The organism is Kitasatospora sp. NPDC048545 (assembly GCF_040651155.1).
Classification (GTDB): Bacteria; Actinomycetota; Actinomycetes; order Streptomycetales; family Streptomycetaceae; genus Kitasatospora.
In genome coordinates, this window is the sequence record NZ_JBEZIQ010000053.1 from 22,025 (window position 1) to 35,845 (window position 13,821).

The window sequence follows — 13,821 nt, forward strand, 5'->3', positions numbered from 1 at the left end:
GCTGACTTCAGCTCCGGAGTTGATGTAGTGGTGACAGCGGCCAGCCTCGATATTGTTATCGACGGGATGGAGTCGGTGTCCCTGACTCTGAGGCGACAGGTGTCGGGGCGGGTCGTCCATTACTGCGATAGTCGCCACGTCGTTGGCTCGATGAAGCCAGGTGCCAGGTGCGGCTGCCCGTCTTCCTGGGACGAGCGGCGAATGCGAGCCAGGTCTGGTCGAGGGCCTCGGCCGCATGCCAGGGTGCTGTTTCGTTTCCCGAATCTTCCAGATGCTGGAGTATTTGAGTTTGCCACATCGTCCTGGGATTTCGCCGAGTCGCTGAACGGCGTAATGAAAGATCTCGGTTCGGTGAACGAGCGCCGTGCGGGGGCAATGGAAATTGATGCCGTCGAGTTCACCACCCCCGGCAGGCTGGGCGTGAGTTACTGCCGACCTTTGCTGAAAATTCTGACAAGGTAAGGCGTTTTTCGTTCTGCCAGTTTCCTGGATCCGCTTGTTGTGGTGGAACTTCATCGGCCGATCCGGTGAGGAGATCGTACAGGCGCGAACGAATTGGGAGAAGGGTTCCCGATTCGGTGAGGTGTACGGCTACGACGGAGCCCGCCTGCCTGCCCCGGCGCCAGGGCCGTTGCAAAGTCCCGTGATCTCGTAATCGTGCTGGTCAGATGATGCCCAGCAGGTCGAGCGGGCGGGTGAAGGGCTCGTAAGAGGCGTGCCGGATGCCGGCGGCGATGTTGCGGTGCCCGGCGGCGCGGAGGGTGTTGATCGCCAGGTTGCGCAGGGTCGCCATGTTGTCGGGGCCGTGGCCGGTGCGGATCTTCGAGGCGTCCTCGGCGAAGGTGGTGTCGCGGACGAAGTGGAGCCGGTTCTCGATGGTCCACTGCGACCTGGCGAGTTGGCCCAGGCGCTGGGGCGATGCCTGATGCGAAGTCAGGTCGGTGATCGCGTAGATGGTCTGGCGGCTGACGGTGCCGGTCTTGAGGTCGGCGCGGTGGCGCAGGACGCGGATGGCCTGGGCGGCGTGGGGGAAGTCCAGGCTGAGGTCGGTGACGGTGAGGGCCCTGGTCACGCGGGTCTCCCTGCGGCCGTGGCCCATCTCGCGGTCGTAGCGGCGTGCGGTGACGTCCTTCCACGGCAGCGATCGCAGTCGGCGGTGGAGTTCGGGCTGGTTGGCCTTGACCACCAGCAGGTAGTGGGCCTTCTTCTCCTCGACCAGGAAGTGCGCGTGGGCGCGCTGGGTGTGCAGGGCGTCGGCGGTGACGGTGACCCCGGTCAGGTCGAAGGGCTCCAACAGCGCGGCGAAGCACGTGATCTCGTTGGTCTTGTCGGGAACCCGCAGCTGGGTGACGGTCAGGCCGTCGCCGGTCATCGCGGCCAGCAGATGGGCGGCGGGCAACTCGCCGTGCCGGGAGCCACGGGCGGCCTTGCCGTCCACGGCGATCGAGTCCGAGCCGCAGGGATCAGCGCCGGTCAGGTCGGCCAGGCCACCTGGGCAGACCAGGCCGACGACTCGCCGGATCGTGGCGGCGCTCGGTGCGACGCGAACGCCCAGTGCGCCCGCGACCCGGGCGCCCAGCCGGGCCAGGGTGTGCTGCGGAGCGTTCGCGGACCACTGGCCGATGGCCGCGTACGAGTGCGCGCCGGCGACCACCGCCGAGGCGGCGACCAGCAGCACCGCCACGAACGGGTGACGTACCCCTCGGCGCCGACGCGGATCCGGCAGCTGCCGCAGCCGCTCCACCAGCGGCAACCCCGCCACGCCCTCCAGAGCGGGCGACTTGGTCAGGCAAACAGTGGCAGACTGACGGCACATCGAAGCTCCGGTGGTTCAGGGCGACTTGGGAAGGTCACCCCGTTCAACCGGAGCTTCGTTGCATTCGTGACGGCCTGGCCCGCACCCTCTCACCGCCGCGACCTGCGGACTCACATGATCACCGGGACTTTGAAACGCCCCTGGCCCCGGCGCTGCCTGACATCCCACTGAAATCGCGCGGACGGGTGTGTTGACCTGGGGAAACCTGCGATCGACGGGCTGCTCTCCTGCTGGCGGCCGCCGTGCCAGGGCAGCCGATCCGCTGCCCGTGCGGTGCCCGTGACCCGGAGGGCTTGGCGTGCTCGGGGAGGGCCGGGCCGCTCGAACCGGCCCGGACCACGGGGCAGGTCCGGGCGCTGCCGATGACGTTGGACACGGGCGGCATGTGAGTGCTCATAGGCCAGCTCTCTGCCGGACCCCCGCGACTGTGGACGTCCCCAGGTCCCGCTCGGGGGGTGCGCCGGCGGGCATGGTGCGTTGAGCGGGTAGGTGGACGGCGTCGGTCTGTCGCAGGGCGGTGCCGACCAGGGCGAGGTGGCTGAAGGCTTGCGGGAAGTTGCCGACCTGGCGCTTGAGACGGGGGTCCCATTCCTCGGCGAGCAGGCCCAGGTCGTTGCGAAGGGTGAGGAGGCGGTCGAAGAGTTCGCGGGCTTCCTGGACGCGGCCGATCATGGCGAGGTCGTCGGCGAGCCAGAAGGAGCAGGCCAGGAAGGCGCCCTCGTGGCCGGAGAGGCCGTCGACGTTGTTGCCCGACTCGTCGTGGGTGGGGTAGCGCAGCACGAAGCCGTCGTCGGTGGACAGTTCGCGCTGGATCGCCTCGATGGTGCCGATCACGCGCTTGTCGTCCGGGGGCAGGAAGCCGACCTGGGGGATGAGCAGCAGTGAGGCGTCCAGCTCCTTGCCGCCGTAGTACTGGGTGAAGGTGTTGCGCTCCGGGTCGTAGCCCTTCTCGCAGACGTCCGTGTGGATCTCCTGCCGCAGTCGCTCCCAGCGGGCGAGTTCCTTCGGTGTGGTGTCCGGTCGGCGGCGCAGCAGGGTGATGGTGCGGTCGGTGGCGACCCAGGCGAGGACCTTGGAGTGGACGAAGTGCCGGCGCGGGCCGCGGATCTCCCAGATGCCCTCGTCGGGCTCGCGCCAGTGGTCCTCGGCGAAGCGGGCGAGGGCGCGCAGCATCGCGTCGGCGTCGCGCGAGGGCGGCAGGCCGGCGTCCTCGGCGGCGAGCAGGAAGTCGGCGATCTCACCGGGGACGTCAAGCTGAAGCTGTCCGGCGGCGCCGTTGCCGACCCGGACCGGCCGGGATCCCTCGTAGCCGGGGAGGTGGTCCAGTGTTCGTTCGGCAAGGTCGGTTTCACCGCTGAGGCCGTACATGATCTGCATGTTCTCGACGTCGCGGCCCAGGACGCAGAGCAGCCAGTCGCGAAGGGCCTCTGGCTCCTCGGTGTGGCCAAGGCGGGCGAGTTCGGTGGCGGTCAGGCAGGCGTCGCGCAGCCAGGTGTAGCGGTAGTCCCAGTTGCGCTCGCCTCCGATCTGTTCGGGCAGTGAGGTGGTCGGCGCGGCGACGATCCCGCCGCCCGGGTTGCACAGCGACTTGAGGACGAGCGTCGAGCGCACCACGGCGTCGCGGTCGGGCCCCCGGTAGGTGCCGCGGGACGCCCACTCGCGCCAGAACTCCTCGGTACGTGCGAGTGCCGCGCGGGCGCTGCGGATGGTCGGGGTGGTGGGCAGGTGTGAGGGCTGCCAGGTGAGGGTGAAGGTGGTGTACACGCCGTACGTGATGGTGAAGTCGGCGCGGGCACTGTCTTCGGTGACGGTGTGGTGCTGGCCGTCGAGCCAGTAGGTGTCGGGGTAGGTGGTGGCGCACAGCCGAGGGGCTCCGGTACGCGCAGTGCGGGTGATGAGCGGGCTGTTGGCGCCGTAGCCGGGACGGGGGCGGAAGAGCGAGGTCATCGCCACCGTGCCCTTGAGTCCCTCGACGATCCGCATGACCTGGGGGACCTGGGGGCCGCAGGGCATGAAGTCGGTCACCCGGACGATGCCGTTCGGGGTGACCCATTCCTGCTCCAGGATCATGGTGTCGCCGCGGTAACGGCGCCGGTCGGACGGTCGCGGGATGCCGTCCGTGGCCGGGGCGATGCGCCAGAAGCCGTGTTCTTCGGTGCCGAGCAACTCGGCGAAGACGGCAGGGGAGTCGAAGCGGGGCAGACATAGCCAGTTGACAGTCCCGTCGCGGCGCACGAGGGCGCCGGTGGCGGTGTTGCCGATCAGGGCGAGGTCTTCGATGAGGGGGTGAGGGCGGAGGGCGGGGGTGCGCATGCTGTTCCTACGGGTGGGTGGTGGTACTCAGGGCCGGGCGGTGCTCTGGGCGTTGAGGTGGTCGAGGGCGGCGCGCACGGTGGCGGCGAGGCCGGAGGCAACGGCCAACCGGGGTATGGTGCCGAGCAGTTCGGCGCGAATGAACCGCTGGGCGCGGTCGTCCAGGTCGCAGCCGACGACCAGCGCGGTGCGCGAACGGTGGAGGAATCGCTGCTGGAAGTCGCGGACCTGCTGTGCGCCCTGCGGGCGCCACAGGAGGACGGCGCTGAAGCGCCGCAGGTTGTGCTCCTGCCAGCCGAACGGTGTTCCCGTTCCGGTGCCGGGCTGGGGATTGAGGACGGTGCCGGTGAAGCTGGCCGAGTCCAGGAGGGTGATGACGTTGTTCTGCCAGCCCGGGCGGCCGGTGCCAGAGCATGCCAGGTACAGCGACGGGTTGCTGTCGGAGGCGTAGTGCTCCGGGTACTCGACCAGCCTCATCGGGCACGGCCGGAGGCGGTGCCCGAGACGGGTCGGCCGAGAAGAAGGACCATGACAACGGCGTGGGTACGGGTCTTCGCCCCGATGGCGTTGGTGGCCCGGGTGATGACGCCGCCGATGTTGTTCTGGTTGATGCCGGTCATCCGTGCGACGGTGTGCACATCGTGGGTGGCGAGCAGGGTGAGCACCTGGCGGTCGCTCGGGGCGAGTTCCGGGAGCTCGTCGGGCAGTGCCGCGCGAAGCTCGGCGGTGTCGAGCAGCTTCGAGAGGATGAGGTCGGCGATGGCACGGGTTCGGTCGCCGAAGCCTCGGCGACGCATCACCTGCGACATGGTGTTGGAGGCATTGCCGGCGGAACAGCCGAGCTGCTCGGCGACGCCGTCGTAGCTGTGCCCGAGGGCGAGCTGCACAGCCACGTCGTGCTCGTGCCGGCTGAGTCCGTTGCTGTTCTTCGCGGCCACCTTCAGGGCCCCGGAGTGGCTGAGCAGTACCCGGCGTGCGCTGCTGGCCCGGGCCTCGTGCATCGTCTGGCCGGTCGCGATGACGAGGCAGGTCCCGACCGGCTGCCCGAGAGCGAGGGCTGCGGCCCGATAAGGGTTGGTCCCCAGCTCGCGGTGCTCCACCGCGCTCACGGACACCGACCACACGTTGGGGACGCGCTGCGCAGCGAGCATGTCGGTCACCTGGAAGCCGAGCCGCTGGACGACCAGGGCACAGGGGATGGCCAGGGAGCCGGCGCGCATCAGCAGGCGCAGCAGCGGGGCAGGGTTGGTGGCCGGCGCCGGGGCACCCATGGCCAGGAGCCGGGGATCGGCCCCGGACAGACGGGTGGCAGGCAGCTGGACGAGTGCGCTGGCGTCAACGAGGATGCCCGAGCGGTTGATGAGGTGGCGGTCCAGATCGCGGGCCGAGATACCGTCGGCAGGTCGTAAGGTGCTCATCTTCTCTCTGGTGTTGTCGGGGTGCGGCCCTGGCCCGAAACGGCCGCCATGGGGTGGTGCGGTGGAGCAGGTGTTCAGTCGCCCGGCCGGGGCGGGTCTTCCTGGGAGGAGCCGCCCCCGTGCTGTGGCCCGGAGCGCGAGGCGATCAGGCGGTCGGCGACGGTCAGCGTGCCGAAGACGACGAGCGCGAAGATCGCCAGGTAGAGCGGTTGGGTGAGCTGAGCGCGGTGCTGGACGAGGTAGAGGACGGCGGCCCCGACCTGGAGTCCGACGAGAAAGCAGACGAGGCCGATCGCGGCCCTGCCCCCGGTACGCTGGCGGTTCATGCGGCCGGCCTGCGGGGCACGGCGCGGTGAAGCGGTTCGGCGGGCCACGTGGGGTCGATGTCGCTGAGGTAGACCAGGCCGGCCAGGACGGCAGCGATGCTCGCCTGCACCTGGGTGTGCACGCCCAGGCGAACGCGCAGGTCCCGGCCATAGCCACGCACAGTGGCGGTCGTGACATCGAGGTCGACCGTGAGTTCCGGGGAGGTGCGCCCGCTGACCCAGCCCACGAGGATCCGGTACAGGTGCGGGGGGAGGCAGATCGGAATGGTGAGCGCCGTGCAGGGCTGCGCGGTGTCGGTGATGACGCGGTGAGCGGTGCCCCAGGCGACGAGTTGGCACGCGGTGCGGGTGCCAGTGGCCATCAGCAGATTCTTGACGGCGGCGTCGACTTCGGCGGGCTCCCAGGGGAGTTCGGGGTCGGCCGCGATCATGCGGACGGTGGACTCGATGGCGATATGGCTGAGAAGACGAACCTGCTGCTCGGTCAGGGTGTGGGCGGGAAAAGCGATGGTCATGGTGACGTCTCCGGTGGTCGACGGGCGGTTCACGGGCAGTCGGCGTCCGGGGCACCGGTCTGCGCGAGGCGGTCCAGCAGCAGGGCTCCGAGCCGCTCGGCCTGGCCGGTCCCGACGACCAGGACGAGGTCGCCCTCGGCCGTCATCTCGAAGAGCCGCTGCTCGGGGCCGGATTCGCGCGGGCCGCAGCGGACGCGGTGAACCGCGTCCGGGCCGAGGACCCGAACGGCGGCCCGCTCGACGGCGTCCAGCGGGTCGGGTCCGTCGTACGCGGTCAGCGGGGTGCTGACCGGCAGCAGCAGCGCGTGGTCGGCGTCGCCGAGGGCGGCGCCGAGGCCGCCGGCATGGGCGCTGGTGCGGGCGATGCCGTCCGGCTCCAAGGCGACGATCACGTTCCCCTCGGTGAGCATCCGTGCGGCCGTCACGTCCTGGGCGACCTCGCGGGGGTGCCTGGCGCGGGAGTCCACCACGGTGATGCCGCACTGCGTGCCCAGCACGGTGAGCGAGCGCTCGACACCCCGGAAGGTGGCGAGGCGCGCCGCCACAGCCCCCGGGTCCTCGCCGACCACGAGGGCGGTGGCAATGGCGGCGCACGCCGCCAGGGCCTGGTGACGGCCCGCGACCGGAACGATGAACTGGTACTGCACACCCTGGTAGTGGAGGGCGAGGAGGTGCTCACCGCCAAGCCACCGAGGCGGGAGAACCCACACATCGGCGCTCTCATTGAGGCCGACGGTCACCACCACGGTGGGGCCGTTCGGGCCGGGCCGGTCGGTGAGTCTCTCGCGAAGGATCCTGATGCTCTTGTCCCACAGCGGCAGGACCACGATGCCGGAACGGTGGGCGAGGCCGGTGAGAGAGTTCAGGGCCTCGACCGTGTCCTCGAAGTGCGGCACGTTCCCCGCGGCGGCGAGGATCAGTGTCACCTCCGGTCGAGGCCGCCGGTACGGGGACGCGGTGTTGGGGCGGTAGCTCCAGGACCCCTTGGGTGCGGGCTCGTGGGTGGCGGTGTCCGGGCAGAGGTCCACCACCAGGCGACGGTCGCCGCTGTGCCCCGGCGGGCGGTTGATGGTAGGGGCGTTGAGGATCCAGCCGGTGCGTTCGTCGTCCAGCGCGGCGGCGAGCACCGCCGCCGCCGTCGCGGTGCCGTGGCTGCCGCCGACGGCCACCAGCTGCTGGCCGAAGTCCGCGGTCAGCGAGGCGAGCGCGTGTGCCCGGGCGAGAACCGGCAGTCGCAGTTGCTGGCCGCGGTCGAGTTCGGGGTGCGGAGCGGCCAGCACCCCCGACCACACCACGCAGCTCCGGTCCTCCCGGACGTGCCCGGCGTCGAAGCCGACCGTGACGTCGACCCCGGCCTTGCGCAACCGGGCGGCAGCGGCACTGTCACGGTCGACGGGATCGATGCTGCCGGTGACCTCCAGGCCACGGGAGGCCATCCACAGCGCCAGGCCCTCCATACCGGGCTTCGCGACATCGACCAGGTGCGCCCTGGTCAGCACGTCCGGCGGACTGGCAGCAGGGGTCACGCCTTGGTGCGTGCGGCGTTGGACGACGGTGTCCATGAAGGTCCTCCAGCAGGTGAGGGCAGGGTGGGAGGTGGAACCGGGTCGGCCGCGGGCCCGGGGGTGTGGCGCCGCGGCCGACCCGGGGCTCAGGCCTGGGTGAGACCGCGCTCCAGCTCGGCGTCGGTGACGCGGGCGACGTGGTGGTCCAGGTCGAGGCGGGCGACGCGGGCCAGGTGCGCGGTGACCAGCTCGTCGAGCAGGTCACCGGCCAGCTCGTTGGTTTCGAAGGCGGCCAGGGCCTCGGCGAGGGATTGCGGAGCGGGTGGGGCGTCGAGGTTCTGGTAGGCGTCGCCGCTGGTGGCGGGCGGGGGCTTGAGTCCGGCCTCGATGCCGTGCCGGATCCCGGCCAGGATGGCCGCCAGCGCCAGGTAAGGGCTGGCGTCCGCACCGGGCAGCCGTACCTCCAGCCGCAGGCTGCGGCCGTGGCCGACCACCCGCACCGCGCACGACCTGTTGTCCCGCCCCCAGGTGAAGCGGGAGGGGGCGAAGGAGTGGTCGGCGAAGCGCTTGTAGCTGTTCACGTACGGCGCCCACAACGGGCCGAGGACCGGCAGTACAGCCAGGAGCCCGGCCACGGCCTGCTCGCCCAGCCCCGACAGGGCGGTCCCGTCCTCGGGGGCGGAGGTCAGCGCAGGCCGGCCGTCGACGTCGTGCAGCGAGACGTGCAGGTGCATCCCGCTGCCGACCCCGGTGGCCGGCGCCGCCATGAACGACGCCGTCAGGCCCTGCTCGTCGGCCACTGTCCTCGCGGCGTGCTTGAACAGCAGATGCTGCTCGCACGCCGCCGTCACCGGCCCGTAGGGGAAGGTGACCTCCAGCTGGCCGTGGGCGCCTTCGGCCTTCACCGCCTCGACGGGCAGGCCCGCCTCGGCGAGTACCTGCCGCAATCGCCTGGTGAACTCGCGTACCGGCGCAGGCAGGTCGAGCGCGTAGTCGCGGTTGTCCCAGGTGACGGGACGAAGCCCGCGCCAGCCGGCCGCTGCCGCATCCCGGGCCGTGCCCTCGTAGAGGACGAACTCCGTCTCGACGCCCACCTTCGCGGTCAGGCCGAGGCCAGAGAGGCGCTGCTGCTGTTCGGCCAGTACGGTGACCGGGGCGAGCGGGTGCGGCCACGACTTGCTGATCGGATTGGCGAGCACCAGGGCGGTGGACGGCAGCCATGGCAGCATGCGGGCGTGCTGGGTGTCGGGCAGCAGCCCGATGTCACCGAACCCGGACTCCCAGGAGAACGACCCGGTCGCGGGTGCGGTCATCCCGAGATCGGTGCCGATCACGTACCCGCACATCTCCGGGGCCAGCCGCCCGGACTCAAGCCGCTTCACCAGCCCGGCCGCGTCGAACTCCTTGCCCTTGAGCCGGCCCTGCGCGTCCACGGCTGCCAGCAGTACCGTCTCGACGCCGAAGTCGTTCACCAGTTGGCGCAGCGGCCCGGTCGGCGAGGCCGTCGCCGGGGCGCCAGCGGTGCGGTATCGGGCGGCTCGCAGCTTCACCGTTCGGCTGGTGCGTCGGCGGCTGGTCACACGACCTCCTCGGTCAGCTCGACCAGCTCGGCCGACCGCTGGACCGGCGGGGCGTACGAGCGCCCCGCGCGGATCCACCACGCCCACGCCAGCAGCAGCACCGCCAGGAGGGCGATCGGGGCGTAGTTGAAGGTGTCGACGGTCACCGGGTAGCTCTGCGGCAGGCATACCAGCACGCTCACCACGGCCACCCAGCCCACCGCGATCCACCCGATCACGGGTCCCCGGCTGCCCAGGTTCCACGGCCCGGGCCGGAACTTCCGCCCCCGGCGCAGCCGCAGGTAGATCGGAACCGCGTACGCCGGCGTCATCCCCACCACGTTGACCGCGGTCACCGCGCCGTACGCGGTCGTGCTGTACAGGGACGGCAGCGCGAGCACCAGCGCCGCCCCCACCGACAGCCACACCCCGGCCACCGGCGTACCTGTACGTTCCGACACCCGGCTCCACAACGCCGAACCGGGCAGCGCCCCGTCCCTCGAGAACGCGAACACCATCCGCGCCGACGCCGCCGTCTCCGCGTTCCCGCAGAACAACTGCGCCACGATCACCACGGCCAGGAGCACCTTGCCGCCGGTCGTCCCGAGCGCGTCGATGAAGATCTGTGCGGGCGGCACGCCGGTGGTGGTGCCGAGGACCGCGTCGTAGTCCTGGACGGCGAACAGCATGCCGGCGAGCAGGACGGCGCCGGCGATCCAGCTCACCCAGATCGAACGGACGATCCCGCGGGGCGCCGACACCGCTGCCTTGGTGGTCTCCTCGGACATGTGAGCGCTCGCGTCGTAGCCCGAGAACGTGTACTGCGCCAGCAGCAGACCGACCGCGCTCACGTAGATCGGGTTGCTCCAGCCGGTGTTGTTGACGAAGTGTCCGACGACCCAGCCAGCGTCCTGGTGCTGGCTGGGCACGATCGCGAGCGCACCGACAATCAGGACGACGCCGCCGATGTGCCACCACACCGAGATGCTGTTGAGTACGGAAACCCGCCGCACCTCCGGCAGGTTCAGCAGCGCGTGGAGCAGCAGGACGGCCGCGAAGATCGCGAACAGGCTGCCCGGGTTGGGCTCGTAGCCGAACTGGAGGTTGAGGAAGGCCCCGATGAAGCTGGCGGCGCCGTAGTCGATGCCGCAGATGCCGCCGATCAGGCCCAGCAGGTTGAGCCAGCCGGTCACCCAGCCCCACCGCGGTCCGCCGAGCTGGTGCGCCATGAAGTACAACCCACCGGAAGTCGGGTAGGCCGAGGTCACTTCGGCGAGGGCCAGGCCGACGAAGAGGACCATCGCCCCGACGCCGATCCAGCCCCAGAACATCACCGCCGGCCCGCCGGTGTTCAGGCCGAAGGCGAACATCGTCATGCAGCCGGACAGGATGCTGACGACGCTGAAGGCGACGGCGAAGTTGCCGAACTCGCCCATCCTTCGAGACAGACGCGGTTCGTAGCCGAGTTGGCGAAGCCGTTCCTCGTCGGTCGGCGGCGCGGCGTGGGCGGGGGACATCGAGGTAGACCTCCGTATGGGGAGAAGGCGGGTAACGGGCAGAGCGGGCGATCAGGCCAGGGCGGTCGCCCGGCCGGCGAGGGCCTGCTGCCGTGCGGTCAGCAGCAGCGCCTCGGCCCGATCCGGCGACTCGGCGACCAGGCTCCACGGCGCCCTGGACGCGAACTGGCCCAGCGCCCCGAAGACCTCGACGGCGGCGGCCATCTGGGCCGACGCCCACAACGCATGGGCGAGGTAGCTGAGGTCGACAACCGGCCAAGACCCGGGCTCCGAAACGGCCCAACTCTCGTACGCACGCTGCGCACGGGAGAAGTGCGGCTCACGCAACCACTGCCGGAGCACGACCGCGTTGCGGCTCGGCTCGTTGCGGTAGTAGTCGACGGACAGGTACAGGGGCAGGGCGGCGAGCGGCGACCCGAACGCAGCCATCGACATCACCGCGTTCACGAAATCGGCCGCCGCCGGCCGGTAGACCCGGTGCCAGTAGCGCAGCATCCGGTGGTGGGCCTCCCGGTTGCCGGGATTGCGCCGCAACGCTTCGTCGAGCAGTCCCCACGGTCCGGGCGGAAGCATCGGGTCCGATGAACGACGTTGGTGCTCCGGCCGCTGCTTAGCGCGGTCCAGGACGGCCAAGGCGAGAAGGCACACCCACGGCACCGGGTCCAAGGGCACCGCCTGAGCGGCGGCCCAGCACGACTCGCGGGCCTCCCGCTCCAGGCTGGCGGCCTTCGGCGAGCCGGCCGCGGCTGCGGCCAGAGCGTGCTCAACCAACACCCGGGTCCGCAGGACGGCCAGCCCCGGATCGTCCGGGTTCTCGCGGGCCCAGTCGCTGAGCACCGTCGACCGCGCCGCGACCAGCGCCAGCACCTGCGTCCGAGAAGTCCGCAGGCCCATCTGCTGTGCCGTGTTGGCCAGTAGCCGTTGTGTCGACAGCCAGCGTCCGGCCCTCAGGTCGTCCACCGCGGTCCGGAGCCCATCGTCGAACCCGGCAGGGTGGTAGACCGGAGGCCGAGTGAACGGCGCGGCGATCATGAAACGTCCTCCAAGCGTGAGCGTGCGAGGTGCGCGCGGCAGAGTCGCCGATCGAGTGCTCCTGTCCAGGAACTACTGGGAGTTGAGCCGGTCCGGAGTCGAGTGCGGACGCGACTCGGCCGGCTCATAGGAACTCTCGTGCGCCCGGCACGCGATGTGATCGCTTCGCCTATGGGCAACCGGCCGCCGCAGTAAGGTGCCTGAGTGTGTCGAAGACGACCATTCGAGTAGTCATATTCGCCAAGAAATATGATCTTGACGGTCGCCTACGGGAGGCCGGGGCTCCCGTTGACGGGAGGGGTGGGATGGCAAGGCGATGCGAGCGATGCGGGTGCACGCTCAGCCAGTACAACGACAGCGGCAGTGTGTGCGGACCTTGCGCACGCACGATCGCCGAGTCATCAACTGAGGCCATCCCCATGCGGGTCTGGAGAGATGCGGCGGTGCGCAACAGCCTCGCCGGACTGGACTTCGGCGGGTTGAGTAAACGCCTGCGGGAGATCATCCCGCTCCGTCAAGAGGAGTTGGCGGGGATCACGGGGCTGACCCAGGGCTACCTGTCGCGGCTGGAGGCCGGCCGGGTACGGCTGACCCACATCGAGCGGATCGTCGAGTTCCTCGACGCGGTGGGTGCCCCAGCCGACTTGGTGAAGCTGCCGCTTCGGTCTGCCGCGACCTCACCCGTCCCACGAGAGCACGTCAGTTCACCTCCTGCTCATGACGACATCGTCGGGCCGTGGACGGCCGACCGTATGGTGGCGGCACTGCACGATGCGATGCGAGGGGAGCCCGCCGCCATGCGTCCGAGTCGCCGTCACTTCCTGCTCCTCGCCGGAACCGCCCTCTCCGCCTTCATCCATCAGTGGGGCATCGCCGACGCCGAGCCCCTCGAACGCGCGCTCGGCGGAGCGCAGGTCACCTCTGCACTCGCTGACAGCTTCCAGGGGACGATCGACAGCCTGCGCACCATGGACGCCAGCTCCGGCAGCGGCATGGTCGCCGGCCTCGCCCGCGCCCATCTCGCCGTCATCCGCGAGACGTTGAAGTCAGCCAGCTACACCGAGGAGATAGGGCAGCGCCTGGCCGGCATCGCCGCCGACACTGCCACCCAGCTCGGCTGGTTCCATTTCGACGCCGGACACCACGTCGCGGCCCAACGAGCCCTTCTGGCGGCGCTACGAGCCGCCCACGCCTCCGGAGACCCCCGCTACGGCGCCGGTGCCCTGTCCTACCTGGCCATCCAGAGCTACTCGGTCGGCAACCCCCGCGACGCCGTGACCGCGATGCAGGCCGCCAGGGCGAAGATCCGTCCCCTCGGCTCCTCGTACCTGGAAGCCATGCTCCTGACCCGCCAAGCACGCGGGCATGCCAAGCTCCAGGAGCAGCAGTCGTGCCTGCGCGCGCTCGGTCAGGCCGCAGAGCTGGCCGAGCGCGGCCCGGCCGAACAGGACCCGGGCTGGCTCTACTGGATGAACCGGGGAGAGATCCTGGGCCAGACGGGCAGCTGCCACCTCGAACTCGGTGATCACAAGACCGCGGCAGACCACTTCGAACAGGCCGCCTCCACCCTGAACGCCGCCGACCTCCGGACACGGGCGCTTTTCGCCTCGCGCGCGGCCTCCGCTCACTTCCTCGCCGGCGATCGGGACGGCGGCTTCGCGGCCGCCGACTCCGCTCTCAACCTCGCGGCGAACATCCAGTCGGTCAGGCTGAACGAACACCTGGAGCAGGCCGTGGAGCACCTCCAGACCATCTCCGGGCACCGGTCGAACGAGCTGATAGAACGATCACGACAAGTGATGGCGGCTAAGGAGTCGTGA

Annotated in this window: 11 protein-coding genes and 2 pseudogenes; 3 read left to right on the top strand and 10 right to left on the bottom strand. The window is 70.3% G+C overall.

The annotated features are described in order from the left end of the window. The first annotated feature begins 150 nt into the window (after positions 1–150). A complete protein-coding gene (locus AB0D10_RS35655; RefSeq protein WP_360263868.1) occupies positions 151–462 on the top strand; it encodes a hypothetical protein in 312 nt (103 codons plus the stop codon). A gap of 34 nt (positions 463–496) precedes the next feature. Next, positions 497–655: pseudogene (locus AB0D10_RS35660) on the top strand (pirin family protein); the annotation flags it as partial. Positions 656–664: 9 nt separating this feature from the next. Here the strand turns inward: AB0D10_RS35660 and AB0D10_RS35665 are convergent. The 10 genes and pseudogenes from AB0D10_RS35665 to AB0D10_RS35710 form a co-directional block, all read right to left on the bottom strand. Continuing rightward, positions 665–1,816, bottom strand: a complete 1,152-nt coding sequence (locus AB0D10_RS35665; protein WP_360263747.1) for an ISAs1 family transposase — start codon at positions 1,814–1,816, stop codon at positions 665–667. Positions 1,817–2,323: 507 nt separating this feature from the next. Continuing rightward, positions 2,324–4,129, bottom strand: a pseudogene (locus AB0D10_RS35670) (glycoside hydrolase family 15 protein); the annotation flags it as partial. 27 nt (positions 4,130–4,156) lie between these two features. Continuing rightward, positions 4,157–4,606 (bottom strand): hypothetical protein, encoded by a 450-nt coding sequence (locus AB0D10_RS35675; protein WP_360263750.1) that lies wholly within the window; start codon positions 4,604–4,606, stop codon positions 4,157–4,159. Further along, positions 4,603–5,547 (bottom strand): hypothetical protein, encoded by a 945-nt coding sequence (locus tag AB0D10_RS35680; protein ID WP_360263753.1) that lies wholly within the window; start codon positions 5,545–5,547, stop codon positions 4,603–4,605. The genes AB0D10_RS35675 and AB0D10_RS35680 overlap by 4 nt, the downstream gene beginning before the upstream one ends. A gap of 74 nt (positions 5,548–5,621) precedes the next feature. Further along, a complete protein-coding gene (locus tag AB0D10_RS35685; RefSeq protein ID WP_360263756.1) occupies positions 5,622–5,873 on the bottom strand; it encodes a hypothetical protein in 252 nt (83 codons plus the stop codon). Further along, positions 5,870–6,388 (bottom strand): hypothetical protein, encoded by a 519-nt coding sequence (locus AB0D10_RS35690; RefSeq protein WP_360263758.1) that lies wholly within the window; start codon positions 6,386–6,388, stop codon positions 5,870–5,872. Before AB0D10_RS35690 ends, AB0D10_RS35685 begins: the two co-directional genes overlap by 4 nt. A 29-nt stretch (positions 6,389–6,417) precedes the next feature. Further along, a complete protein-coding gene (locus tag AB0D10_RS35695) occupies positions 6,418–7,950 on the bottom strand; it encodes a Mur ligase domain-containing protein (protein ID WP_360263761.1) in 1,533 nt (510 codons plus the stop codon). Positions 7,951–8,039: 89 nt separating this feature from the next. Beyond that, positions 8,040–9,473, bottom strand: coding sequence for a glutamine synthetase family protein (locus tag AB0D10_RS35700; protein ID WP_360263764.1), 1,434 nt, complete (start codon positions 9,471–9,473; stop codon positions 8,040–8,042). Then, positions 9,470–10,969, bottom strand: coding sequence for an amino acid permease (locus AB0D10_RS35705; protein ID WP_360263766.1), 1,500 nt, complete (start codon positions 10,967–10,969; stop codon positions 9,470–9,472). Before AB0D10_RS35705 ends, AB0D10_RS35700 begins: the two co-directional genes overlap by 4 nt. A 51-nt stretch (positions 10,970–11,020) precedes the next feature. Beyond that, a complete protein-coding gene (locus AB0D10_RS35710; protein WP_360263768.1) occupies positions 11,021–11,929 on the bottom strand; it encodes a hypothetical protein in 909 nt (302 codons plus the stop codon). Positions 11,930–12,444: 515 nt separating this feature from the next. Here AB0D10_RS35710 and AB0D10_RS35715 point away from each other — a divergent pair. After that, positions 12,445–13,821 carry a helix-turn-helix domain-containing protein gene (locus tag AB0D10_RS35715; RefSeq protein WP_360263769.1) on the top strand — a complete coding sequence of 459 codons (1,377 nt, stop codon included), beginning with the start codon at positions 12,445–12,447 and terminating at the stop codon, positions 13,819–13,821.

What these genes read in the sequence shown, in the direction of transcription:
- AB0D10_RS35695 (WP_360263761.1), bottom strand. Translation starts at nt 7,950, where the DNA reads ATGGACACCGTCGTCCAACGCCGCACGCACCAAGGCGTGACCCCTGCT.
- AB0D10_RS35655 (WP_360263868.1), top strand. Translation starts at nt 151, where the DNA reads ATGAAGCCAGGTGCCAGGTGCGGCTGCCCGTCTTCCTGGGACGAGCGG.
- AB0D10_RS35705 (WP_360263766.1), bottom strand. Translation starts at nt 10,969, where the DNA reads ATGTCCCCCGCCCACGCCGCGCCGCCGACCGACGAGGAACGGCTTCGC.
- AB0D10_RS35685 (WP_360263756.1), bottom strand. Translation starts at nt 5,873, where the DNA reads ATGAACCGCCAGCGTACCGGGGGCAGGGCCGCGATCGGCCTCGTCTGC.
- AB0D10_RS35680 (WP_360263753.1), bottom strand. Translation starts at nt 5,547, where the DNA reads ATGAGCACCTTACGACCTGCCGACGGTATCTCGGCCCGCGATCTGGAC.
- AB0D10_RS35665 (WP_360263747.1), bottom strand. Translation starts at nt 1,816, where the DNA reads ATGTGCCGTCAGTCTGCCACTGTTTGCCTGACCAAGTCGCCCGCTCTG.
- AB0D10_RS35675 (WP_360263750.1), bottom strand. Translation starts at nt 4,606, where the DNA reads ATGAGGCTGGTCGAGTACCCGGAGCACTACGCCTCCGACAGCAACCCG.
- AB0D10_RS35690 (WP_360263758.1), bottom strand. Translation starts at nt 6,388, where the DNA reads ATGACCATCGCTTTTCCCGCCCACACCCTGACCGAGCAGCAGGTTCGT.